The 23,547-nt window shown below is 67.4% G+C and carries 24 protein-coding genes; 4 read left to right on the top strand and 20 right to left on the bottom strand.

The features are described from left to right. Positions 1-97: 97 nt before the first annotated feature. The 9 genes from ACZ4VK_RS27160 to ACZ4VK_RS27120 form a co-directional block, all read right to left on the bottom strand. The gene (locus ACZ4VK_RS27160) at positions 98-907 is read right to left on the bottom strand and encodes a hypothetical protein (RefSeq protein WP_468357207.1); all 810 of its coding nucleotides are present in this window, start codon (positions 905-907) and stop codon (positions 98-100) included. A 281-nt stretch (positions 908-1,188) separates the two neighbouring features. Next, entirely contained in the window at positions 1,189-1,560 is a 372-nt protein-coding gene (locus tag ACZ4VK_RS27155; protein WP_468357204.1) for a hypothetical protein, read from the bottom strand. Positions 1,561-2,299: 739 nt separating this feature from the next. Next, on the bottom strand, positions 2,300-2,683 hold the full coding sequence (locus ACZ4VK_RS27150; RefSeq protein ID WP_468357201.1) for a hypothetical protein: 384 nt from the start codon (positions 2,681-2,683) through the stop codon (positions 2,300-2,302). A gap of 95 nt (positions 2,684-2,778) precedes the next feature. After that, on the bottom strand, positions 2,779-3,837 hold the full coding sequence (locus ACZ4VK_RS27145) for a hypothetical protein (RefSeq protein ID WP_468357198.1): 1,059 nt from the start codon (positions 3,835-3,837) through the stop codon (positions 2,779-2,781). Positions 3,838-4,393: 556 nt separating this feature from the next. Further along, positions 4,394-5,023 carry a hypothetical protein gene (locus ACZ4VK_RS27140; RefSeq protein WP_468357195.1) on the bottom strand — a complete coding sequence of 210 codons (630 nt, stop codon included), beginning with the start codon at positions 5,021-5,023 and terminating at the stop codon, positions 4,394-4,396. A gap of 114 nt (positions 5,024-5,137) precedes the next feature. Continuing rightward, positions 5,138-5,596, bottom strand: coding sequence for a hypothetical protein (locus tag ACZ4VK_RS27135; protein WP_468357192.1), 459 nt, complete (start codon positions 5,594-5,596; stop codon positions 5,138-5,140). 603 nt (positions 5,597-6,199) lie between these two features. Then, positions 6,200-6,610: an SsgA family sporulation/cell division regulator gene (locus tag ACZ4VK_RS27130; RefSeq protein WP_468357189.1), complete on the bottom strand. Its 411-nt coding sequence runs from the start codon at positions 6,608-6,610 to the stop codon at positions 6,200-6,202. A 163-nt stretch (positions 6,611-6,773) separates the two neighbouring features. Next, a complete protein-coding gene (locus ACZ4VK_RS27125) occupies positions 6,774-7,619 on the bottom strand; it encodes a hypothetical protein (RefSeq protein ID WP_468357186.1) in 846 nt (281 codons plus the stop codon). Between the two features lie 254 nt (positions 7,620-7,873). Then, the gene (locus tag ACZ4VK_RS27120) at positions 7,874-8,731 is read right to left on the bottom strand and encodes a hypothetical protein (protein ID WP_468357183.1); all 858 of its coding nucleotides are present in this window, start codon (positions 8,729-8,731) and stop codon (positions 7,874-7,876) included. Between the two features lie 331 nt (positions 8,732-9,062). Between ACZ4VK_RS27120 and ACZ4VK_RS27115 the strand changes: the two genes are divergently transcribed. Beyond that, positions 9,063-9,185 (top strand): hypothetical protein, encoded by a 123-nt coding sequence (locus tag ACZ4VK_RS27115; RefSeq protein WP_468357180.1) that lies wholly within the window; start codon positions 9,063-9,065, stop codon positions 9,183-9,185. 40 nt (positions 9,186-9,225) lie between these two features. Here ACZ4VK_RS27115 and ACZ4VK_RS27110 read toward each other — a convergent pair whose 3' ends face one another. Beyond that, positions 9,226-9,600: a hypothetical protein gene (locus ACZ4VK_RS27110; RefSeq protein WP_468357177.1), complete on the bottom strand. Its 375-nt coding sequence runs from the start codon at positions 9,598-9,600 to the stop codon at positions 9,226-9,228. Between the two features lie 521 nt (positions 9,601-10,121). Then, positions 10,122-10,373 carry a hypothetical protein gene (locus ACZ4VK_RS27105; protein WP_468357174.1) on the bottom strand — a complete coding sequence of 84 codons (252 nt, stop codon included), beginning with the start codon at positions 10,371-10,373 and terminating at the stop codon, positions 10,122-10,124. Positions 10,374-10,542: 169 nt separating this feature from the next. Between ACZ4VK_RS27105 and ACZ4VK_RS27100 the strand changes: the two genes are divergently transcribed. Further along, complete coding sequence (locus tag ACZ4VK_RS27100) at positions 10,543-10,755, top strand: hypothetical protein (protein WP_468357171.1); 213 nt, start codon at positions 10,543-10,545, stop codon at positions 10,753-10,755. Positions 10,756-10,906: 151 nt separating this feature from the next. Here the strand turns inward: ACZ4VK_RS27100 and ACZ4VK_RS27095 are convergent, their stop codons facing one another. Beyond that, positions 10,907-11,233, bottom strand: a complete 327-nt coding sequence (locus ACZ4VK_RS27095) for a hypothetical protein (protein ID WP_468357168.1) — start codon at positions 11,231-11,233, stop codon at positions 10,907-10,909. A 517-nt stretch (positions 11,234-11,750) separates the two neighbouring features. On the opposite strand from ACZ4VK_RS27095, the gene ACZ4VK_RS27090 reads away from it, so the two are divergent. Next, entirely contained in the window at positions 11,751-11,987 is a 237-nt protein-coding gene (locus ACZ4VK_RS27090; protein ID WP_468357165.1) for a hypothetical protein, read from the top strand. On the opposite strand, the gene ACZ4VK_RS27085 is transcribed toward ACZ4VK_RS27090, so the two are convergent. The 4 genes from ACZ4VK_RS27085 to ACZ4VK_RS27070 all read right to left on the bottom strand — a co-directional run bounded on the left by ACZ4VK_RS27085 (position 11,975) and on the right by ACZ4VK_RS27070 (position 14,893). Further along, positions 11,975-12,307, bottom strand: a complete 333-nt coding sequence (locus ACZ4VK_RS27085) for a hypothetical protein (RefSeq protein ID WP_468357163.1) — start codon at positions 12,305-12,307, stop codon at positions 11,975-11,977. The two genes, ACZ4VK_RS27090 and ACZ4VK_RS27085, sit on opposite strands and share 13 nt — an antisense overlap. Positions 12,308-12,408: 101 nt before the next feature. Then, entirely contained in the window at positions 12,409-12,948 is a 540-nt protein-coding gene (locus tag ACZ4VK_RS27080) for a hypothetical protein (RefSeq protein ID WP_468357161.1), read from the bottom strand. Positions 12,949-13,038: 90 nt separating this feature from the next. Continuing rightward, entirely contained in the window at positions 13,039-13,572 is a 534-nt protein-coding gene (locus tag ACZ4VK_RS27075; protein WP_468357158.1) for a hypothetical protein, read from the bottom strand. A gap of 214 nt (positions 13,573-13,786) precedes the next feature. Then, positions 13,787-14,893, bottom strand: coding sequence for an adenine nucleotide alpha hydrolase family protein (locus ACZ4VK_RS27070; RefSeq protein WP_468357155.1), 1,107 nt, complete (start codon positions 14,891-14,893; stop codon positions 13,787-13,789). 325 nt (positions 14,894-15,218) lie between these two features. Here ACZ4VK_RS27070 and ACZ4VK_RS27065 point away from each other — a divergent pair, with 325 nt between their 5' ends. Beyond that, a complete protein-coding gene (locus ACZ4VK_RS27065; protein ID WP_468357152.1) occupies positions 15,219-16,496 on the top strand; it encodes an MFS transporter in 1,278 nt (425 codons plus the stop codon). A gap of 75 nt (positions 16,497-16,571) precedes the next feature. Here the strand turns inward: ACZ4VK_RS27065 and ACZ4VK_RS27060 are convergent, their stop codons facing one another. The 4 genes from ACZ4VK_RS27060 to ACZ4VK_RS27045 all read right to left on the bottom strand — a co-directional run bounded on the left by ACZ4VK_RS27060 (position 16,572) and on the right by ACZ4VK_RS27045 (position 23,346). Beyond that, positions 16,572-18,029 carry a hypothetical protein gene (locus tag ACZ4VK_RS27060; RefSeq protein ID WP_468357149.1) on the bottom strand — a complete coding sequence of 486 codons (1,458 nt, stop codon included), beginning with the start codon at positions 18,027-18,029 and terminating at the stop codon, positions 16,572-16,574. A 126-nt stretch (positions 18,030-18,155) separates the two neighbouring features. Further along, a complete protein-coding gene (locus ACZ4VK_RS27055; protein WP_468357146.1) occupies positions 18,156-19,079 on the bottom strand; it encodes a Mom family adenine methylcarbamoylation protein in 924 nt (307 codons plus the stop codon). Positions 19,080-19,282: 203 nt separating this feature from the next. Next, complete coding sequence (locus tag ACZ4VK_RS27050) at positions 19,283-21,361, bottom strand: ATP-binding protein (RefSeq protein WP_468357143.1); 2,079 nt, start codon at positions 21,359-21,361, stop codon at positions 19,283-19,285. A gap of 863 nt (positions 21,362-22,224) precedes the next feature. Beyond that, the gene (locus tag ACZ4VK_RS27045) at positions 22,225-23,346 is read right to left on the bottom strand and encodes a hypothetical protein (RefSeq protein WP_468357140.1); all 1,122 of its coding nucleotides are present in this window, start codon (positions 23,344-23,346) and stop codon (positions 22,225-22,227) included. Between the last annotated feature and the right edge of the window lie 201 nt (positions 23,347-23,547).

The raw sequence follows: 23,547 nt of genomic DNA, 5'->3' as shown, positions 1-23,547 counted from the left end.
AGCCGGTGACAGTGTCAGGTCCGGCAAAGAAGAGGGGCGTCGGCGGCGCTGCGCTCCCGCCGGCCGCCCGGCGTAGGCCGGACGGCGGGCGCGCCCCTTACGCAGTCGGGTCGATGAACTCGGGTTCGTCACCTTCGGGCTGGTATCCGCCCCCGACCACATCCGTCCAGGAGTGGCCGCCCGGCCCGCGGGCGGTGTCGATGCAAAGGCGGTCCGGGTCGAAGGCCAGACGTACGGTGCCGCGCACGCGCACCGTGTGCCCGGACCCGTTCCACTGGTCGAGCACAAGCAGCTCCGGATCGGTCCACTGGAGCGTGATCTCCGGTGCGGGATCGTTCCAATGCACCTTGCACACGGCGTCGTACACGGGCTTGATGTCGCCGCGCCACAGGATGTGAAGACCGCCGCCGTAGCTGGCGTTCGCCACCAGCTCACGAAGGGCCACGCAGTTGTCCCAGAAGTCGACACCGGCCGCCGCCGCCAGGACGCGCGCGGCGCTGCTCAGCTCCTCGTCGGAGAACCGCCACGCGCCCGACGCGGCCTGTGCGTCGAGCCGGTAGCGGAACAGCTTCGATCCGGTCCCACGCATCAGGTCGCGCACCGGATCCGACGTGTCGCGCTCTTCGATCGCCTCGCGCACCTGGTCCAGCGCTGCGTGTTCGTCCAGGAAGTCGCGGGCGTCCTGATCCAGCATGGTGTCCAGGACGGCGTTCACGCCGTGCCACTTGTTCTCACTCAACCAGTCCTCGTCCAGGACCTCTTCATCACCGGCGATCAGCTTCTGGACCTGTTCGTCGGTCAGGCGGTCGCCGCGATCGACAAAGACCAGGTCGTACGTCTCGTCAAGGCGGGAGACTGCCAGCTCCACCGCAGCCTGCGCGAGCTCAGCCGTCAAAACCTCGGTCATGGGATTCCCTTCCCTCAATCCAATGGAACACCTGCAAACTATGTAGCCAGGATCATTCATTCAATATGCGAGGGGAAGCGAGTTGACAGAGCGCCTCAGCTGCGAGCCGGTCCGGGGCGCTCGGGGACACACGCGCCCAGCGCGCGCCCCGTCAGTTCCACGCGCCCCGCCCGGCGCAGGTGAGGCGACAGGCGGAATCCAGGCGGCAAGCGGAATCCGGCTACGCCGTGAGCATGCACAGGGCCCGCCCTGACCGGGGCGGGCCCTGTGCATGCGACGGGTCAGGCGTCGCGGAGTGCGGCGAGAGACGCACCGCGCCGGATGGCCTTGGCCTCGTCCCAGCCGAGCGCAGCGGACGCCTCGAACACGACCTCTGCGGCCGGGGCCAGCGTCTCCTGCGCCTGGAACAGGAACAACAGCCGACCCCGGTCGGCACTACCTTCGGGTGCGCCGAGGAAGAGCGCCTGCGGCGCCTCGAGAGCTGCGGCGCCGTGCTCGGTGACGTGCTTGATCTGGGCGACGTATCCGGCCCAGTAGCCGCGGTTCGCGGTGTCCTGGTTGGCCGCGTTCCGCAGGGCCGCGACGAAGGCGTCCGCGGCGTCCGTGAGCCGCTCGATCGCGGTGACGGCTTCGTCGGTGACGTTCTGAAGCATGGTGTCCTTCCGATGTGTACAGGTGCCGCAGGGCGACGCGGCGGTCTCCCGGGGAAGCTCCCCGGCAGCGTCCGGGCCGGTACGGCAATTCGCCGCCGGGCCTAGCGAGTTGGAGTGAAACGAACGTACGAGCCAGGCGGGGACCATTCAATGCTGGACGGCAACCGATCCGGCGCGCACCGGGACGAGGCCGGCAACCCGCCCACCGGGGCTCCGCGCGCCCCGCCCCGCCCGGCGTGGCCGGGGCGGGTCGGCGCAGGCCGGAGCGGGGCGGGTCGATGGTCCGGCTATGCGGTGACGCCGTCCGGGGCGAGGGCCGGGACGGAGGGCCACAGCACCGTGTCCCAGGGGCAGATAAGCAGGTGGGTGTCCTCGTGGAACAGGTCGGCCGCAGCGGCCGGAGGCACGGCCCGGAAGTCCCCGACCGCCGGGCCGTAGCTCCACGCGTAGGCGTCTTCGAAGTCGTCGCCCAGGGCGTCGGCGTGGACGGCCAGGACTAGACGCCCGCCGGGGCGGGCCGACGCTTCCTCGAGCGCCTTGGCGAACCTATTGACCAGGCCAGGACGACACCGTCGCCGTTCGTGAGCTGGAGACTGCCGCCATTGATGGAGCGAAGCCGGCTGCCAGGACCTCGTTGGACAAGGGACGCGCAGCCCAGGCACCTACAGCGGTCTTCCAGGCTTCACCCAGCGTCCGAGCGCCGACATGGGGCCGGCGCCCGCACAGCACGGCGTGGTGGTCAGGCTTCGGGGAGGAACGCGGTGTTGCTGAGGAACCGGCGGGCGGCTTCCTGCGCGTGGTGGGCCTCGACCTGGTTCAAGCCGGACTGGAGGGTCTTGGACTGCTTGAGCCACCGCTCTTTGCTGGTCCGGGTGGCCTGGATGCGGTCTACGACCTGGGCGTCGGTGTAGGAGCTGTTGCCGTCGTCGTCGAGGAGCAGGGTTCGGTGGTACAGGGCGTACAGGGCGCGGGTGGCGATGAACGCATCGTGGTGCTGGGTGTCAAGGTCGAAGGGCCGGTTGGCGGCGAGGTCGGCCAGGCGTTCGCGGGCAGTGGTGAAAGCGGCGTGAGCGCTCTTGGCGTAGGTGCGCACGTTGGCGGCGTGGTTCGTGCTCGGGGACATGAGGGGCCTTTCGATATGCCAGAGGGACCGCCACGTGGCGGCGGGTGGTGTTGGTGAGGCTCCCGGCGCCGCAGGGGGCGGCGCCGGGAACGCGATCAGGGAAAGCACAGCCCTGTGTGGTCGACGGACTGCGGGCATCCGTCGGCGCACTGGTGCCCGGCCTCGGCCTCCCGTGTGTGCAGGGTTTCGTGACAGTCGGTGCAGAACGCGGGGCGGCCTGTCCACTGGGTGGCGTGGGCGAGGAAGCCGACGCTCCCGCAGCGCTGGCAGGCATCGCCGGTCAGCGGCGGCCACGAGACCCCGAGGTAGGTGTAGATGGTCTCGGCGGCGGGGGTCCTGGTGGTGCCGATGTGAGGGGAGGCGGCAAGCTCGGGGAGGTGGGCCGCAGGAACAATGACGTGGTGCAGGCGCCGGTCGCCGTACGGGGCGACGGGGGTGACGTTGAGGGCGCCGACTATGCGTCGGATCTCGTCGCCTGCGCGCATATTCCCGGGGTAGACGACTGCGGCTTCAGCTAGGCGGGGCACGTAGCGGCGGCCTACTGCGGTGGTCCACACGCCGCGATCGTCGCGCCAGACGCGGCGCGGCTCGCCGGGTTCGCGAGCGTCGTCCCAGCCGGCCACGATGAACCGCATCGCGCTGGCACTGATGCCGCATGTGCCGCTGCGGCGGGTGCCGTTGACGAAGAGATCGTGGGTGATGCCCCACACTCGACGGGCCTCCCAGGCAGCGGCCCCGGAAAAGTCACCATCGGCGAGGCTGTAGGCGGCCGCGTGCGCCACCTCCCAGTCGATGCCCGGCGCACCGTCGGCGAGCTGATCCAGTGCGGCAATGACCTGCTCAGGCAGGGTGTCCTCGTGGAACAGGCCGGTGGCGTCCTCGTCGGTGATTCCGAGGACGTCGCGTGCGGCGTCGGCGACGTCGCGGATCTGTCCGTCCTTGTGTGCGGTGACGCCGGACTCGGCATCGTTGGCAAGGGTATGGCCGCTGAAGTGAGCAGCCCATCCGGCGGCGCACAGAGTGGTGTCGCAGCCAGGTACACGGTCGGGGTCAAGGTGCAGGACGGGACCGGTCATCCAGTCGCTCTGGTCGTGGGTGCCGGGCTCGTTAGTGATTTGGTCGCGGACACGGCGGGCGAGGGCGGCGTTCGGCAAGGCGGAATCCTTGGTGGTCGGAAGTCGTGCGGGACAGTGCGCGGGGCGGCAGACGATTCAGCGCCGCTTGCGCCGGACGGTTCTGCGGCCAGTCGTCGGGGCGGGCTGAGAGTTCGCCAATCGCCCCGACACGTGCAAACTATGTAATTGGCTGTCTTCATTCAATACATGGAGGCGATTCGCCACACCGCCCTCCGCTGCCACCGTCCATCTGGAGGCTGCCTCGATGCGCGTGATCCCGCAGCCTCCTCCAAGCGCCCGTCGAGACAGGTTGCGGACCCGATGACCACGGGCGCCTCCGCGCCCTGCGCCTCCCTGGAGGCGCCGTTCACCTTCAGCGTGGCGAGGATGTCCCGGCTGAGGTCGTCCCGCTGTGGCTCGAATGGAAGGGCTTGCGGGCAGCGCTCCGGGTGACCCGGGCGTCCGGCCCCTTGGCTGGCGGGCGGTAGCTGGGGAGGGGCCGCGCGGTCACGGCCCTACTGCTCTGTGCGGACCGTCTCAGGCCCGAGGGATCGGACGCGCCCCTCCCGGGGCGCGCTCAGGTCGCGGGAGCACGTCAGGCGACGGTGACGCCCCGCGATTCCTTCCAGCGCTTGACCAGGCGCGCCGCCCCTGCCGCGTTCGTCGCGGGCCAGTAGCCCGCATCGACCTGTTCGGCATCGCAATGCAGCGTCCAGCTCCACCCCTCGCCCTGGGGGCGGAACACTTCGAGGTGGAGCCGCTCGGAGAAGGGCACCACGGCTACCCAGCAGGTGGAGCCGGTGTTCGCGGTGTCCGCTTCGACGTCGATCCGCCGTAGCTGTCCTGCCATGTCCTCGGCGTGCTCCTTCTCTCCGACACGGCGCTCACTCTCGTCGCCGCCTTCCGTGTCGGCGTCGTCGTCGACACCGGGCTCTGTGCGGAACCAGTCGAGGAAGGTGAGGGCGTGGCGCGCGTGGATGGTGACGGTAAGGGTGAGGGTGGCATCGAGGTCGATGGTGATGCCGTCGGGCAGCTCCTCGTCCGCGGCCCGGGCATCGGCGTGAGCGGGTGAGGCGGTCTGCTCGTGATAGTTGGCCTGCCGGGAGTCGCTGTCCTCGTCGTGCAGGGAGAGGCCGGTCAGGCCGAGGGTGGTGCAGGCCCGGATCGTCCAGCCCTCCGGCAGGGAGCGGTCGGCGGGCTGGGGACTGTCGTGGGTGGGTGGCACGGTGGTTGCTCCTCGGGAGCCGGGGCGGCCCGGTCGGGCCGTCCCGGCGGACAGTTGTCATCGACAGGTGGTGGGCAAGTGGTGGGGGCGGTGGCCGCCCCGTGTATGCCTGGGTCAGGCGAAGTGGCGTTCGGCGGCGGAGGCCGTCAGGTACAGGCCCGTCCGGGGCGCCTCGGTGTCGGGGCGGTCGAGCGGGTCCGCAAGGATGCGGCCGCGATCGGTCACCCAGCGGCCCCGGTCGACGCCCTGGGTGTATACCTGCGTGCAGCCCCGCAGAACGCGCGAGACGTGCCCGGTGGCCGGGTCGTAGGCGACGCGGAGCAGGTATCCGGCGGCGATGAGCCAGCCAGTGAGGATCTCGGCGTTCTCGATCGTGATCCCGAACATGCAGGCCAGGGCACCTTCGATCGTATTGCGGCCAGGGAAGGCGTCCCAGGAGTAGGTTCCGTTGAGGAACCGCATGGCTTCCTCGGGCGTCGGCAACCCGCTCGGTGTGTGCACGCCGGCGGGGGTGGCACCTTCGTCGTCCTGGGGGCGGGAGTGGCTCTGGGCGGCGTGGGTTTCGATGAGCATGCGGGAACCTTCCTTCGGGAGTGGTGAAGGCGAGCGACACCCGCCGACGAGCTGCAAACTATGCAACTGACGAACGTCATTCAATAGAAGCCGTAGCCTCTGTGAAGGGGGTTAGCCCGGCCGCCGCATGGGGCCGCCGGGGGCGGTTCAGCGGCCGACGATGTCCAAGCCGTCGCCGGAGTCAACCTGCGGCAGGTACACCCCGCCGCCGCACTGGGCGCCGCCCGGGGGCGTTTCCCGCTCGTCCCGCTCAGGGAAGGCCGTCGCCCTCGTAACGGGTGTAGCCGATCGCCAGGTCGCGGCCCTGGTCGGTATGCAGGTTGAATTCGGTGACGTACGGGCCCGTGCGCTTCCCGCTCCGAGTCGTGGGCCGTGGCACTCCATCCGTCGCGCAGCAGGGCGGCTGCGGCGTGGCCTATGCCGGATACGAGGAACGCGAACTCGATGCCGGGCTCCGGGACCACCGGCGCGGCGGCGGGAACCGTGGTGGTGCTGGTGTCGTGTCGGTGTGCATCGGGCGTGCCCTTCGATTCCGTGGGGGTGATGGCCCGGCAATCTGCCGCGCCGGGGCATGAGGGTTCGGACGACAGGTGCGGGCCGGCGTCAGCGTGGTTCGGTGAGCATGCTGGCCAGCGCCCGGTCCAGGCCTGCGAGAAACCCGGCTGCTTCCGCCTCGCGTCCGTAGGGGACGGCCTTGGCGGTACGCCCGAGGAAGTCTTCGAGCGCCTGCCCTGGGACTCTGAACTCGGCGATCCCGCCGGGAGATTGGAGGCGAAGCCGGAGCGTGCGGGATCCCGGAGCGGTGGGGTCGATTTGCACATCACCCATTCCCGCGGGCCCGCTGAGTCCGTCCCTCAGCAACTCCCGTCCGAGGATCCAGACGACGGGGGTGGATCCTGCTCCGAGGTCGAAGGTGATCTCGACAGAGAGGGGGGTGTCCGGCGAATAGCGGAGGTGGGCTTCGACGCGGGCGCGTGCCGGGAAGTCGAGGTGCATGTAGAACTGCGTTTCCATTCGGCGCTCCATAGGGTGCTGGCTAGGCGTGCCGGGGCATCGCCGGATGAGCGTTAAGGGGTCCGGCTCGGTGGTCTTCGCGCGGCGGGCGGGCGGGCGGGGGGGCGAGGCGGGGCGGGGCGGGCGTGATAGCGCCCCGCCTCCCTGCCGCTTCTCCTGGTGCTCAGATCTCGGACATCGACTGCCGGCCGGAGGGGCTCCCAAGCAGTTCGCGTATGCGGGTTGCGGCAAGCTGGGCATGCTCGGCCTGCGAGACCGCGCTGAGGGCGCCCAGGGGGCGTGCACCGAGGGGGTGCTCCAGGAACAGCGTCGGCGAATCGACGTTAGCGACGGTGAGGGTGAACGTCTCGTGCACGCCGTGGAGTACCGCGCGGGCGTCCCAGTCCGCCACCGTGGTACGCCATCCCTCCCCGAGGAGATCGACAGCCTTAGCGGCTATGGCGGCCACCGCCTGCGCGATCACGTCTCGCGGTTGGGGTCGTCCGCCGCGCGCCAACTCCTCATAGTGACGGTGCAGTTGCGAGGCCATCCACACTGCGTCTTGTATGCCGATCTGCTTATAGGTCAGGCTTGCCGTAGCGTCAGGGTGCACGTGAAGGCGTCCGCGCCCCTTGACGGCCCTGTACTCGCCTGGCGCAGGCGCCTGGAGGAACATTGCCTTCGGGGTTTTGATCCTGAAGGGGCGGTGGAGTGTCAGCTCCGCCAACCGTCGTGGCGTGGTGGCCAGGCCATCCACGTCGACGTCGACCCGGAAGTCGCCGGCCTGGGTGTAGAGGCGGAACGTGACTTCGTCCTGGCGGTTGGCGTTGGCGGCGGGTGTGCCGGGCCGCGTGTAGCGAAGCAGGACGTAGGTCTCTTCTTCGTACACGGGCCGGTCCCGCCGGTAGAGCAGGCCGGGAAAGGAGCTCCGGACGAGGGCGACGTGCGCTCGGAGTAGGGCCTCGCGCGCAGCGGCCACGGCCGTCCAGCGGGCGTCATCGGCAGTGTTGGTCACGGTCTTCTCCATCATGTGATGTCCGGTGCTGCGGAATGGGTCGGGGTTGGAGCGCAGTGCTTTGTCCGCGCTCGCTTGGCGCCTGCGGGACGGGTCGGACAGCTCGGCGCGGCGCTGCGTGGTTTTCGCAATGACAAGATCGCGCGCTGGCTCGGGTGCCGAGGTTCGGCACGGGTGGGGTGATGCGTCCCCTCGGTGCCGCCCGACTGGGCGGCACCGAGGGCGAGCTGGCCTAGCCCTGCCTTGAGCAGTCGTGGCAGGACCTTGAGTTATCCGGCGGACACGGGGGTGAGCGTGACCTTGGCAGGATCGATGCGGTCGTCCCAGATGGGGTGCTGCTGGCCGTTCACCCAGATGTCGTGCCCGTCGCGGGTCCTCGTGCGGAAGAGGGTGCTGCCCTCGTAGGTCGCAAGATCCCCGTGCTGCCAGCCTGGGGTCAGCACTGTGAGGTCGCTCAGGGCGTCGTGTTCCGGCAGCTCGGTGCCGTTGTCCAGCGTGATAGTGCCGCCGTAGTTGCTCTTGACGCGGGCCGTGTAGGTGACACGTATGAGCGCACCTGCCGTGAGCTCGTCGCGTGTGTTCTTGGCAGGGTGGCCGCCCATCTCCTCGTCATGGTGTACCGGGCGCATGAGTTGGTCGTGGGTCCAGGCGCTTCCGGTGATGAGTTGAGCGAGGATTGGGTCGCGGTCCGCGTCCCAATCCAGGACCGCGTTCCAGTCGATGCGAGGTTCTCCGTGGGCGAGCTGGTGGAGAGCGTCGAGTACGACGTAGGTGGACAGGTCGGGTCGGAAGAGAGCGTTCGCCTGTGCGTGGTCGAGATTGAGCGCGCTGGCGGCGGCTGAGTAGGCGTCGATGATGTCGCCTTGGTCGTCTTCAGCCAGCACGGAAGCCTGGCTGACCTGCGCGTAGCCGCCCCACCGATTGTTCAGGAGGGTGCGGCCACCGAGGAAGGCCGCCCATCCTGCTACGCCGAGCCGAGTGATTCCCGCGGCCGGGTCGCTTTCGGGCATCTCTCCGGGGGCGAGTTGAGCGTGGGGGCCGTTCATCGCGGCGCCGGTTTCGTAGTTGACAGGGTGGTTCAAGATGTGGTCGCGGACTTGTCGGGCGAGGTCAGCGTTGGGCTGCATGTGGGTGAGTCCCTTCTGGGGTGGCTGCCGTGGATTGCGCATTTGAATCCGGGATCGACGAAGCAGCGATATGACTGCAATCTATTTTGTTGGTACCGGTCATTCAATAGATTGGACGGGCGGGTGGAAGGGTCAGTCATGGCCGGCCGCAGGCGGCGGGGCAAGAGGGATGGTTCGGGCAGTTGCAGTCGGGGGCAAACTCGTTCTCGCTGCACTGGCACGAGGGGCATCGCTCTTCGCTGTTCTCCGGGTGGTCCACGCCGACAGTTCGCCGTCGGTCCTTGCGCGCCTGCTCTGCGGCATCGAGGGCGCTCATAACCTCTGCGGTGGCATGCCGTCCGATCTGGTCGGTCAGTACCGCTTCCAGGAGGTCGCGATCGACAGGGCGCTGGGGGGACTGCTGTACGGGCACGTCGGTTCCTTCCATGAGGTGGGATACAGCCCCCTGGCTTAGCGGGATCTTCTGGCTGAGCCAGGGGGCTGCGGCAACCTGATCAGCCGGAGACTTGCATCCTCCAGGCATTCACGGCCTGGTCGGCGGTGTCACCGATGGCCAGGTCCCAGAGGGCGTGGACGCGGCGCAGGTCGTCCAGGGCGGCGCGGGTGAACGCCTGCGGGTCCCCAGCGATGGGGCCGCTGGCAGTCCAAGTGGGTGCGATCAGCCACAGCTTGGAGAGGTCGGCATCGGCGGGCAGCGCAGGGCAGTTGATGGCACGGTGATGCTGGACGGCGATGGAGGCGTGGGCGGTGCAGTGAGTGCGGCGGGTGCCGGGAGCGGTCTCAGCTGCTCCGCATGCAGCGCGGGCGCACGTACAGATACGGGGGCTGGTGCCCGCCGGGGTGTGGGTGTGGGTCGCGAGGAGATTCACGGGCTGTCCTAGGCGTAGGGATGGGGACCGGCGGCGAACTGGTTGGGTCAGTTGAACCAGGAGTCCCGGTCGGATCGCTTCGTGCACGAAGCGGGCCCGCAGACGGCCGGGGGTGTGCTGGCCGGCGGCGGAAGGGGGACTACTTCTGTTTGGTCGGTGGATTGCTTTGCCTGTTCGCCGTGACCTGAGGACGGTCACAGGTGCCTACGGCGAGCAGGAACCACAGACAGGCGCCAATCAGTTCGAGCGCGGAATGCCGTCCACATGCCAGGCCGGCGAGGCCTACGAGGGTGAAGCCAGCCGAGATGGCAATGAGCCAGCGGTGGGCGGACTTGGGACCCCACACGGCGAAGGTCACGAGGGACAGGCCGAGGAGCGCAGCGGTCAGTAGAAGCATTTGGGCGGTCGTCATCAATGCCCTATTCACGCGTGGATTTCGGAGGGGGAGGGGCGAGTGCACCGGCCGCGGCCTGCCCCTGGGTGGGCCCGGTGGGGATTCCCAACGGGCCCGTGGGCCATGGTCAGGCTGCGGGGTGAGCGACGATGTTGGGGCAGGAGTTGCCGTTGACGATCCCGCTGCCCTGGCAGTTGGCGCACTCCTTGGCCTGCTGGAGCTGGTGCAGGGTGCAGAGGCTGGTGAGAGCTGCGGCGTAGCCGGAGGCGGATCGGTCGTAGCGCCTGTCGATTGCATCGCGGAGGAGGCCAGCGGTTTCGAGGGCCAGGGAGTAGGTCGCGGCAGCGGACGTAGGCTGGGTAGTTCCCTTGGTGGCCATGAGGTCTCCTCTGGGGCTGGGTGAGTGGGTGAGCGGACTTGCTCACTGAGCTGCAATCTATTCAGTCACGCTCAGTCGTTCAATAAATCGGCGCTGCGGATCCCACGACTTTTGGGGAGCTTCGGCGTCGGTCCGGCGGTACATCCGAGGCTGCGGCATGGGATGGCGCGTGGCCGCAGCAGAGCCCGTGGCGCACCGCGCCCTTCTTGCCGATCTGTGTCGGCCGGCAGTGAAGGACTGGCGGCTGCCGGGCTTCGGCCGTTCCGTCGACCGGTCAGGATCGCAGGACGGTGCGCATCTCCTCGCTCGCGATCCGCTGGGCGGGGGCGGTCCGCAGGTCCGTCTTCTGGGCTCGGACCAGCCGGTGGTGGCTATCAACTAGCGGGCCCCGGCCGGGAGTCATGTGACGCCGAGGGAGACCTCGCGGCCGGCTTCGCTCACCGCGTGGCCGATGCTCACTCTGCAGGAGCGGTGATCATGAACTTGGGCGCCGCTGTCCGTGTCGATCCGTTCGGGGTGCTCCGGCGCGCCGCTCAGGTGCTTGCGACTACAGCGGTATCCATTCCATAGGGGTCGAGGATGGCATCCCAGTCGATAGCCTCAGCTCCGTTGGCCAGTTGGCCGAAGGCTTCGAGTGTGGCAGCGCGTGTCAGGCCGGGCGAGAAGAGCTGGGATGCATCGAGCGCATCGAGGCTCAACGCCTGGCCGGCATGCTGCGCGGTGGCCTTGGCATGCCCGTTGTCGGCCTGGCCGTTGAGGGACCGCGCCTCACGGACGGTCGTTAGGGCCAGGTCCTCCGTTGCGGTGAGGTCGTCGTGCAGGTGGGCGTGGATGCGTCGTGCGAGCTTGGTGTTCGGCATCGGAAAGCTCCTCTGTTGCGTTGGGCGGTGCGGGTAGTGGTTCGGGTGGGTCAGGACCAGTCAGCCCGGGGGCTCACAGCCCTGGCCTCACGGGGGGTCCCAGGTATCGAGGCGGGGGCTGCTGTGGCTGGTTCGGGGGTCTCGGTGGTGGAACAGTGCTCCCGGAACGTTGCGGTGGCGGAAGCGGTGGGGGCGGAGGGACTGATGTGGGGAGGTGCGCGGTCCGGTCACGTGAGGCCTGCGCCGAATCGTGTGCGAGCGCTGCCAATCGCGCGGCCCCGGACGCCAGTGCGAGACGGCCTGGCCGAGGCGCGGGTGCGCGCTCCTGAGGCTGGATGGTCCGTTCCATCCTCACGTCGGGAAGAGCGAGCCGTGCAGCTGCACGTTCGTATGCCTCGGCCTGCTGGCGGGGGCCGACGGCCAGGACTTGAAGCCGTAGCCGTCGGTCGGTGTTCTGCGGGCCATCGGTTGGAGGGAGGAAGCGGTAGACAATGCGGTACTTGGGAGCCCGCCGGTCGTGTTCATGGAGGTCGAAGTAGAGCTTCCAGCAGTTGCCGAGTTCTGCCGGCCAGGAGGGCAGTCTCTTCAGCGGTCTTCCGCGAATTTCCTCTGCGACGAGTTGTCCGATGCGGATGAGCGCGATTCGCTGCAGGTGAACGTCGCGGAGGGCTGCGATGTCAGCGCCGACCTGCGGGAGGTGGTGGCTTCGGTAGCGGTCTCCTCGCATCGTGCTGGCCTCCGTCAGCCGGGCTGATCCCCGTCGGCGTGGCCAAGATCCCGCAGCAGCTCTGCAGCGTTTTCGGAGTCGTGGGCCGCCACGAGGCGCGTGAGCTGCTCGAGGCTGACGCCCTCGTCCCCTGCTTCAGCGGCTCGCGTCCCTGCGAGATCGACAATGTCGGCGTTGTCGATGTGTTCGGCACGGAGTAGCGCCACGAGCATGGGCCAGGGCATGAGAACTGCCGCGGGCTCTCCCTCTTCCGTGGTAACGATCTCGGGCTGCGCCAGGTCAGGGTTCGCGACGAACCCATCAACGACCGTCTGCAGGTTCTCCTGCAGCCATCCAATAGTGGTCACTTCTGCTCCTTCAACATCACTTGAGTACTGACGCTCCCGGTGTTCACGAGGGTTGCGGGGCGGCCGATGATACGGGGATCTTGGCGCTGCGGGTGGTGCGCTCAGAACGGGATGAACTCCGAGCAGTTGACGCCGAGGAGCCTGTGCTCGTGGTGCAGGTGTGCTTCACAGGCGGCGCACCTGCCGTCGGGCAGGTTGTCGGGCGCCCCGCAGGATGCGGCGTCACACACTGCGCAAGGCAGGTTTGTCGGGGCCAGCGGCGACACGCTGATGACGAGGCGGCCTGCGATCATCTTGGCCCCAACCTCGACCAGGCCGGCGATGGCTGCGTTGAGCAACGGGATGTGCTCCGTGTCCAGGGTCAGCGCCCGGGCGCGTCCGTCGTCGTAGTGGAGCACCACGTGTCCGGTCCGGTCGGGCTGGACCAGCGCACGTCTCAGGCCAGTCTGGGGAGGGTGGGGCGGCTGCAGGAGATTACGTAGTGCGCTTGCGGCGGCGGTCTGTCGGCGTGCGACGAGTATCTCGGTGACGCAGGCCCTGATGGTGGCGAGTTCGGTGTCGCTTCGGTCCTCCAGGCGCCGCAGTTCGGTTTCCCCGAGTGTGCTGGTGGCGGCGCCGAGCGTGGGCGTGGGCAGGTCCATCGGTGGTTCCTCTGGTCGGGCCCGGGCGCTGCGGTTTCGCGCCCGGGCTCTGGGTTTGGGGTGCTTGCTTCGCTCGCGGAGTGCGATCGGTCAGGTGTGCAGGCGGGGGGATGCCTGGGCCCGTGCCGCTTGGCTGATGAGGGTTTCCCACTGGCTTCCGGTGACGGCAGCCAGGTCGACGGCCTCACCGGTGGCGGACCGTTGGAGCAGACTCTCGACGGTGGCCGGAGAGAACCACACTCGGCCGTCCTCGTCACAGTCCAGGGAGAGGTGAGGCCCTGGGAATGGCCCGAGGACCGGATGGTGGAGATTGAGCTCACCCATGAGCTGTAGTCCGTCGGCGTAGCCGATGCCGCTCCAGAAGCGCCAGGACGCTCCAGGCGCACAGCCCATCAGGCCGGCCACCATGCTCGTGTGGGTGAGACTCCCTCCGTCCGCGGACTCGTCGGTCCCAACGGGAAACGAATCGCAGGTGTACAGGGAGTCGTCGCTGAGCTGCGGAGGCATGGAGGTGGCGGGGGCCTCGCGGAATCCGCGACCGGTCAGCAGTGCGTGCAGTTGCGGCTGTTGGTCGGCTGGGCAGGCCGCCAGGTGCAGGTAGGCGCGGCGGGTTTCATTTCCCATGGGGCAGTTCCTTTGCGTGAGGCTGGTGGTGCGGCGGCACATACAGCAGGGGGGAAGCAAGCGGGGGTCGAGGTGAACGTATGGAGTCGGTCAGGCGCATTCAAGAGCCTGCGGCCACTTCTTCGTGTCCTGGTGCGAGCTGGCGGCGGCGGTTGCGCGCCGAGGAGCTCGCCGTCCGCGGTCTGAGGCGGGGGCGAGCTCCTGCTGGCCGTGACTAGCAGCGGGCGTCGCAAGGGGCGCTCTGCTCGGTCAGAAGAGGAAGGCGGGGCCGGTTCAGGGTGGCTCGGTCGATCTCTTTGCGGGGCGGGTGGGAGAGAGCTGCTCGCACAGCCTTTTCCATCCGTTCGAACTCGGGGGTCTCGTCGTCGAGGACGACCCCTGGGTCGGGCCCTCCCTTCTGCTGTGACAGCTCAATGAGGTCATGCATGGAGCGCCCAGCTTGGAAGGTGTCGCCGCGCACTGCCTCGACGAGGGCGATGAGGTCGGCGAGTTTGGGACGGCGTCGGACTGCGATGATCAGGTCGCGCTTCGAGCTCAGAACGCAGAAGCTGCAGGAGCAGCGGCTGGTTCCTGCCCAGTCTCCCGCGCCGGGGAACGAGTCGTAGGTCCAGTGGTGCTGGAAGCCGGAGGCGGCGTGGAAGTCCTTGACGTCCTGGGTTGTCCAGTCCTTGGCCGGGCACCATTCGTCGGTGTGTCGTATCGAGTTGCTGCTGACGTTGCGGTACGCGGGACGCTGCGCTCGATCACGGGACTCATCGCTGCGCAGCCCGAGCACCTTGAGACGGCGGATCGGGCGGGCCATTTTGCGGGCAGTCGGCGTGGAGGCCAGGCCGAGGGTCACCTTCAAGGGGTTGATGATCGGAGTCATCGCGGCTTCTTCAAGCTGCTCCTTGAATGCCTTGGTGCAGAAGCGTGTGCCGAGGCGAGGGAAGCGGCCATATGCGGCGACGTAGGTGAGCAGGTCGTAAACCGCAGGCGTGTCGTCCTGAGTCATCTTGGTGCGTTCCAGATGACGGTCCGCCGGCAGCCCTGATGCGCTGCTCTGGAGAGCCGCGAGGGCGCTGACGCTGGGAAAGGTCTCGCTGCCCGCCTGGACGGAGGGCCATTCGAGAACTCCAAGCGTCGCATGGAAGCTGTAGACGCGGTCCTCTACGCCCGCTTCACGGGCCGCCTGCATCGCGAGGCACTCCATGAGCCAGCTGTCCTTGCCTCCACTCAGGTTGTTCGTGATCACGTCGTACTGGGTCAGGTCAGGGACAGGGCCATCGGTGATGGTGCCGCCCTGTTCGGAGCTGGGGGTGGAGAGCGTTTCCAACGTCACGGGTTCTCCTGCATGTAATGGGACGGAGTCGCTGTCTCAACGACTTGATACCGGCAATCTATGTTTGTGAGAGACCCCATTCAATATCTGCGGCACGCTGTCACGCCTGGCCCAGCCTTCGTCCCGCCCATCGGCCTTGGAGGTGCTTCCCGTACGACGGGACTGGGGCGATGAACCTTCCCGTCTCACAGGAGCTGTCCAGCTTTCCCACTTCTGGGCCTTGTTGTGCTGAGCCCGTTTGGGGAGCGTCGACTACCGCGCTCTCCGACCTCCGGTCCAGGGCGGCACACGCCCAGCCCGTCGCAGTCCGAGGTAAGGAGTTGACGTGAGCAGACCGGACCGTCATCGGAGTTCCAGTGCTAGGCCCTCCGAAGTCAGCTATGCGCGTCTGCTTCGTGCGCCATACACGGCACGTCTGCTGTTCTCTACCTTGGTGGGGCGTCTACCCAATGCAATGGCCCCGGTGAGCCTGCTCCTCGCGGCGCAGGCCGAGCACGGCTCACTCGCCTTCGGTGGCACGCTCTCTGCCGTGTATCTGGTGGCGTTCGCCGTCGGGCAACCAGTCCTCGGACGCTTCGCGGATCGGAAGGGGCCCACACTTCCGATCGTCGCCGGCGCGATCATCGCCTCCAGCGCCCTCGGGACGCTGGCCTTCGCAGGCACTGACAGCCCCGGTCTCAGTGTGCTGATGGCGGCCGTGGCCGGTCTCTCGAACCCGCCTCTGGAGTCGGGGCTTCGCACTCTTTGGCCGAGGGTTCTACCCGCTCGCCCTGAGTATCTTCGCGCCGCCTATGCCCTCGACAACGGCTCCCAAGAGGCCGTCTACGTGGCGGGCCCTTTGGTGGCCGCGCTGCTTGCCGCCCTGTCTCCTGGGGCGGCGCTGGCGGCGACCGCGGTAGTCGGGCTGGTCGGAGGTCTCTCCCTCGGGCTGTCTCGACCTGCTCGCGAGCTGCGCCCTCTCATCGTGGCGGCGCGCCATTGGCTCGGCCCATTGAGCAGCCCGAACGTACTCATTCTCCTGGGCGCCCTCGTGTGCGCAGGCGGTGCAGTCGGCGCGGTTCGGGTATGTGCTGCCGCTCAGGGCGAGGCCCTGGGCGTGGCCTGGTTCGCCGGCGCCCTGCCAGCCGTCATGTCTTTCGGAGGCCTGGTCGGGGGGCTCGTCTATGGTGCGCGGGGCTGGCCTGGTGGCCCGTTGACCCATCTCGTGCTGCTGGCCGTCTGCCACGTGGTGGCATGGGTGCCGATGCTGTGGGGGCTTGGGGCGGCACCATCGGCGGTTCTCGTGGTTCTTCCTGGGGTCTGTTTCTCGACCCTGGTGTGTGTCGTCTGCCTCGTCATCAACTCGGTCGCGCCGACCGGCACGGCCACGGAGGCGTTCGGTTGGCTGATAGCTGCCATCAACTTGGGGATCGCAGCTGGGTCAGCTGCAGCTGGCTGGACTGACGGTCACTACGGTGTTGCGCTCGGGGCCTCAGCCGCGGCCGCGCTGGTCTTGCTCGTCGCTCGCAACCGGCTTCGCGACCAGGTGACCGCTGGGCCGGCGGCCACTGCGGTGCTGCCTCCTGCGTCCGACCGGCGGCGCAGTGCGGTCGCACCGGCCTGACGGCGGGTGTCCCCGCTGGGATGGCAGGATGGCTGGGGCCGGTCGTGGGACCGGCCCCAGCCATCTCCTGTCCGGCTACGCGGCCAGATCGAGCCGAACGATCGGGACGGGCCCGTTGAGGCGCTCGCTCGCGGTGGGAGCGTAGTCCCGCAACGGCGGGTACCAGGGCCCCGGGCGGCCGGTGGCCTTCAGCCACTTCTCCTGGAACCCCGGCCGTTCCTTGTCGGCGACTCCCACGGGGGCTGCCACGAGGTACGCCTCGGTGCACGGGTAGCTGCTGCCCCGGCGGAGGTAGTGTGCGCGCTCGATGCCAGAGGTCGCTCCGCGGTCCAGTTCGGCTCCGCGGCGAGCCGCGAACTTCCGAACCAGGGCTTCTGCTTCTCCCCGCTGGCCTTCGAAGAGGCTCCGCACCGATCGCCAGGCGATCCCCTTTTTTGCCTGGCCCCGGCACTGCTCGGGGCCCTCGCACCACGGAGGGTCGAACCGCAAGAGCGGGGCGTCCTGGTCGTTGTGCCCCACCACGTGCTCCAGAGGGGGGTGGTCCCGTCGGCAGGCTTCGGTGCGGGGCTCGTGGCACCACCACCGGGGGGTGCCGCACTTCTTCCCGTGGTGCTGGCGGCAGTCATCTGTGCGCGCGGCGTCGTAGATTCGGCGCACCTCGTAGACGGCGTGCGGCGCCGCTTCAAGAGAACGGCGGTAGGTCTCGATGATGGCTTCGTTCGCGGGGTCCTCCAGCAGTCGGCTGAGGAGTGTGGCGGTCGCGTAGAGCGAGGAGTTCTCGTTGAGCGCGAGCGAAGCCTGTTCCATCCGAAGGACGTACGCGGCATATTCCGGGTACTGTCGCAGCCTCGCCTCGTGGCGCTCTCTGGATGCGGCTACGCCCGAGAATGGGCACATCCAGCAATATGACTTGTTGACTGCTACCCCTGCATTCTCGTACACGTACTGCTCTACGTCGACACGCCCCATTTCATCATCAATGAGCGGGTAGTACGGGGTGCAGATGATTCTTCCGGCCGCCTCGTTCACCTGGTTTTGAATCTGGGTATCCTTGAGCATCCGGGGGATCTCGTCGTAGTTGTATCCGATCGCGCGGCGACATTCCTCCCCACCAAGAACGTAGTCGAGGATGTTATCCAGTACCCATCCTTTCGAACGTATCGAGCAGGTCCGACGCCCGTTGGCCACTTGGGGAACCGTTCCGGCCCGAGTGAGCCAGTCCGACAAACGCCACGGACCCTGCTGAAATACCTTCCTCGGCTGCCGCGTGTCGGAGAGAACGGCAATCCCATCCCCGTCAAAAGAGCTCATTCGACTAACCTGAACCATCCGCACACCGGCTTCCCGAAGGCGCGGCATCAGGTGTTTTTCTGCGGTCTCCAGAGTGTCTGGAAATTCGTTGCCGGTGACTGCGTGAACGAGCACCAAGTCCGAGAGATCAGGCTTTAGCCCATACCTTTCCGGGTTTTCGAGAAACTTGAGCGTAATAGCCCAGCTATCCGCTCCGAGCCCGGTTGTCTGCACTGTCTGCACTTGCGAATTCCTCTCTAATATCCCGCAAGCCCTTTACAACTCAAAATATATTCATCAAGGCATCGCCATTCAATAAGTTCAGCACCATCTACGGAACACGCCAGGGCGCCATTCTCCACACGCACCTCACCTCTTCTTGCAGCATCCCGCCGCTTTCGGGTCCCAGGGAATGGGGCATTCGGGGGCTCCGAGCTTGGGGTAAGGGAAGCTGTTCTCCAGCAAGGGGCGCTGACTCTTGGAGGGGCGCAGCCGGAGGGCATATCGGTGATTTCCAGAGTGTCGCATTTCCGTCGCACCGATCTGCGGGAGGATTTCGTCCAGCCAGCGAGCTCCCGGCTCTCGTGGATTTCGTGGACGGGCGCCAAGCACCTGGAGACGCTTTTCCGCGCCAGCGTGGCCTGAGTGGTTGGCCTTGATCTTGGCCAGCGTTCTTTCGGCAAGAACGGATCCATCCGGGAGCACAGTCAACGTGCGGGCTCGCGTTCGCTGCAAATATTGCATATTGAGGGCCTGATAAATTGTGCCCACGTGCCCGGGAAAGAGCGGTTCGGGTCCATAGGGCGTCTGACGGAGACGCGGCTGCGGGTCACTATGAGCCAGAATTCCACGAATACCCTGTGCGTGAGCCCGGCGGAAAGAACGGGCAGCGAACCAACTTTCGGCCGGCGCTTTGACTTCGTCCAGGAGAACGAGCCGATTCAATTCGAGAGATTGCCGGTACGGGAGCAAGTCCGGAAAGGGTCCCGTCAACACAGCCTGCCGCATGGGTACTCCGAGGGTGAGAACACCGACGAGCTGTGGCAGTACACAGGTGACGTTAAGGAGCCCGTAGCAGAGGCTGACCGATGGCCAAGTGTTGCTGTAGTGGTGGGTTTTCACAAAAGAGCGAGCGGCCGCCATGGACTGACCCGCGAGAGCGACGACCCTGAATTCGCTGGGATCGAATCCGCCGTCGCTGGTTCGACGCCAGCTATGGCGGCCATGGCTCCAGCGCTGGCAGGCATCGGGGGCTGGGAGCGGCAGTGCGAGCTGGCGGATGCCGAGGTTCATGTCGTGCTCCTGTGAAAATAATCGGAAGGGCCAGCTGGTGGTGCAGTGAGCGCTAAGGCGGAACCCGGGCCGCGTGAGAGATGCTGGCCATCTGGGCGGGGGCCTATACCGACTGAGTTCGCAGCCGGCGGCAGACGGATCGGGCCGCTGGGCGGCCGGGGCTATGCGGTAGCCCCGGCCGCCGACGCGGTTGTGGCGAGGGGTTATGCGAGGCGGTCGGTCTCCGCCTTGATGAGGGCCGTGACCGGTGCGAGCCACTTGCCCTTGGCGTCGTACGGCGTTCGACCGGCGGCCATGGCCTCGATGGCGTCAGCCTGCATGGCGTACGCGCCGCCGAGCTCACGTAGGTCTCGAACGGCGCTCGCGGCTCCCGTCGAGAGGGGCTCCCGCCAGCTCCGATCATCCTGGCTCCGAACGTTGTACAGGGGGCCCTCCACGGCGATGTGAGCCAGGTAGAAGACGGGCGGGTGGATGCCAAGGAGGCGGCCGAGTGCTTGGGACTTGGCGTAGTCGGGGAGCGTGGCGAATCCGTGGGCACGTCGGTATCCAGCCGGGTGCGGGCGGGTGATCAGCCCGAGGTGACGCGTCTGCAAGGCGAGGGGCTTCATGAGTTCGGTCAGGGTCTTGCCGGTCTGCTTGCGAACGGACGCCAGACGCGCGGCCACGAGGTCCGCTAGCAGACGGCGCGGCTCAGGTGCCCGTGCCTTGGCGTGCTCACGCCGCAGGACGGCGGTGCTCACCAGGTTGGCTTCCCGATGGGGGGTGGTGAGGTAGGCCCCGGCGGGCAGGTCCTCCGCGTCCCAGACGTCTGCGTCGGCGAGCGGGATCTTCCGGTGCTCGCGGTTACCGAGCTGGGCGAGGGCGATCGACGCGGCGGTGCAGAGTGCCCTCTCGAAGTCCCGGGTGCGGTCGAAGAAGCTCTGGAAGCCGGGGGTGCGGGCTGCGTACCGGTGGCCATACTCGTGGAAGAGGGTCCGGAGAGTGTCGGTGAGATCGTCGAGGAGGTGGTCCTGTATGCCGACCGTGTCGGTTGTGGGCCAGTAGGCGCCGCGTGCAGAGCAGCCGTTCAGCCCCGCCTCGTGGTGGGTGAAGACTCGAAGGGTACCGAGGCAGCCGCGCTCGAAAGTGGCTTCCATGATGCCTCGGGCTAGGTCCAAGGTCCGGCGGCGTGAATGGCTGAGCTTGGCGATCGTGGTCCAGATGGTGGTCCGGGTGGGAGCTTCGCGAGTGCGGGAGGCCGCCTCCGCCTGTGGCGGGTCCTGCACGCCAAGCAGGTTCATCAGGGCACGGTGCTCGGCGGGATTCAGGCCGCTGGTGACGCACTTCCATCCCCGGTCCTGAAGGCCGAGTTCGGCTTCCTGCGCGAGGGCCCGGGCGTTGTGGTAAACCCGTCCGTCGGGCCATCGGTTCTGACCGACTTCGCGGAACATCTGCCGGACTTCGTAGGAGGTGACGCTCGTGAAGAACGCCTCGGGACCGGCGAGTTCACCGTCGTTGAGGGCGTGGTCGACGAACCTCGTCAGAACTCCGGGATCCGTGCACTGGGCGAGTGTGGCCTGGATGTGCTGTTCCAGGACCCGGCTGCTCACGATCGTGCGGTCGCGGTTCTGGTGCCCCTTCGCGGTGGCCAGAGGGAGGTCGTAGCTGGCGATCAGACGGGTGTCGGTAGTGACCAAGATCCCTCCGACCCAAATTCGTCCCGGCTGGCCGTCGAGGACGATTGAGGCTGTGCCCCGGGGCGGGCTGTAGTTCGCTTCGTTCAGGTAGCGAATCTCGGAGAGAAGTTCCTCGGCGAGCTGCTGGTCGCACTCAACCGTGATGCGTGTACCTCGAACGCGCTGGCTGTCCGAGAACGTGAGAGTCAGCACCCGGGTGCTGCCTGTGCGGCCAGGTCCGCCGATGTTCTTGAGCAGGTCACTGTCCTCCAGTTCAGCACTGAAGCTGTAGCCCACGGTCTCCACTGCGACCGCGCCGATCCGGGAGTCACGAGCGAGCACGAGCAAGGCGAGTTTCTTGCCTTCGCCGAACTGTCCGATGTGGCGGGAGTCCTTGGTCGAGCCGCCGAACAACAGGCCCTCGTAGGGAATCCCGGGCCCGTCGTCCACGATCGTGAGGAGACCCTCTGACCAGGTGACACTGTAGGTCGGGGACGCGTCGATCGCGTTCGAGACGAGCTCCTTGAGGGCACGCTTTGCGGTCCAGTCCTTCACGTAGTCAGACGCCATGGGGTATTCGAGTTTGCGCGCCTTATCGGGTGCAGGGGCGAGCGTGGCCGTGGTCATGGAATCTCCAGGTGGGAGTGATCAGGAGCCGGATTCGGTCCTGGTCCGATCAACTCGGACACCTGCAAACTATGTTCTCAGCGCATTCCATTCGATAGCTGGAGGGCTTGAATCTGAGATGCGACTCGGAAGTCGGGGGCGCTTCACCCGCAGGGCGTCGCTGGGGCTGCGGTGCGCTCCGGTGCTCCGTTCCAGCTCTCCTTGGACCGAGACTGCGCTACGCCCGGGGCCCTATGACGGGGAACCGCGGCGTACAGCAGTGGTGTCCCGGCGGCGACGAGGCCGGCGCGGTTAAGCAGGAGACGGGCCGACGCAGTCCAGGCTTGAGCTGCAAACTCTGCCTCTCTGCTGCCCTCAGTAACGTCCGGGCCCCACAGGATCAGTGTCCGCGCAGCTGCGCGTAGGGGCTGGGAAAGCGGTGATCCGCAGCCGGGAGTGGGAAGTACGGCTCCGGGCGCAAGCCTTGTTGGAGCGCGGACCTATCCGTCATCCGACGCAGGGCAGGCGTCCGGGCTCCGGGCCGGGGGTCTCCAGGGCGGAGGTGGGGCTGGGAGGGACATCCGGTCGTGGCTGGTGGCCGCGCCGGTGGTGGACAAGGTCCCGATGGACGCTGAATATCAGAGAACGATCACGGCTCTCTTGGCTTCTCGTATCACGGGTTCACCGTTTCACGCTACGAAGCGGCCCTTCTCGCTGAGGTTCCTACTCCCGGTTACGGCCCATGGCCCGACATGCTTTCGGGCAGCCGCGCCTCTGCGGAGACCCACGGGGGGCCAACCTGGGGAGTCGTCCGGGCTGACCACAGCCAGGAGTTGGCCGTAGCAACACGGTCTCGTGGTCTCTCGTTTCCCTTCGAAACCCGGCTAGTCCTTGATGGAGAACTCATCCTTGAGCCAGTCGACCACCGTGCTGGTGTCATACTTGTAGGCACTCCGGCCTACCTTGAGCTGCCTTCGTCCCAAGGGGGCGGGAGCGCCCTCGCGCTTGAACCGTTTGGCAATCCAGTCATCGGAGCGCCTCGCCACTTGGGCGATCTCGCTGCGGATGCAGGTATCACCGACCGTCTGCGCCCACTGTTCAAGGTGGCCGGTGGTGAGGGGGCCCAAGCGCTGACTCTCCCCCCGGCGCTCACCCCGGTAGAAGCGTGCGACTTCAAGTGCGTCGTACTCGTACTCGCCTTCGCCGTGCCCGTCTTCCACCGGGTCGTTGTCGCGGCCCCTGGCGGTCAGACGGTAGGTGACCTTGGGGGGAACCAGTTCTGCAGCACCTCGAGCGACCATGGCAGCGAAGTTGGTGCGCGAGACCCCGACCTTCATGATGTCGTCGATGAGCATCGAGTGGGGGTAGCAGCTCATGAGCAGTTCCCAGGCAAGATGCTGCTTGGTCCCGGGGCGAGGCGCCTTCTGCCGGCCCGCCGGCGTGAGCCGGTAGCGGACTTCCCGAGTGCGCTCGAGCATTCCATCGTGGGCGAGACGTTCCAGGGTGAGTTGCTTGACGTCGTGCCCGATCAGCGCCTCCTCCGGAACCGTGTCCGACTGGCTACCTTCGATGACGGTCTTCACCGTCCGCCATACGCTGCGTACCCCCACTGGCGTGGGAAACCCGTCGCTGGAGGTGGCTTTGTGGACCGCGGCGACGCTGACCTTGCGTAGGGCCGCAATCTCGCCGGCCGTCAGGCGAAGCCCAGGGGTGTCGGGAATCTTCCCGAGGGCGTCGGTGGCCTTCGGTCCGGGCGCGGTGCCGGCTTCGTCTGCAGAGAGTTTCGCGGTGGTGTAGAAGGCGCCGAACAGGTCACGGTTGAAGCGCCGGGCTCCGTGGGGCCCGCTGCGGTCGGCCTCTGGGGGGAAGCCGGGCAGTTTCCGCCAGCGCCGGACCGCGTCCACGTCTCGAAGCGTCACGTCGGCGATCTGTTGGAAGGTGATGTTTTCCGGCAGCGCACTGAGCCGCCGGGCGAACTGATCGCTCAAGCTCGGGGTGCTGGGCATGGTGCGCTCCGTGTGTCGATTCGTCGTCTTGGAGCGGTGTGCAGCTCCATTCGGGCGGCGGTGGCTCAGCGCTCGGGAGCCGCTGGTGCCGGTCCTGCGGCGAGCCATGAGCCTTGCCCCGGACGCGCCCAGTTCGGATGCAATCTAGCTTGTCAGTGGGATCTGGTGCAATGAAGGTGGCGGCGGTGCGTCTTGGCGCGG

The organism is Streptomyces sp. NPDC028711 (genome assembly GCF_055565415.1).
This window is presented reverse-complemented; position numbering and strand designations above follow the sequence as displayed.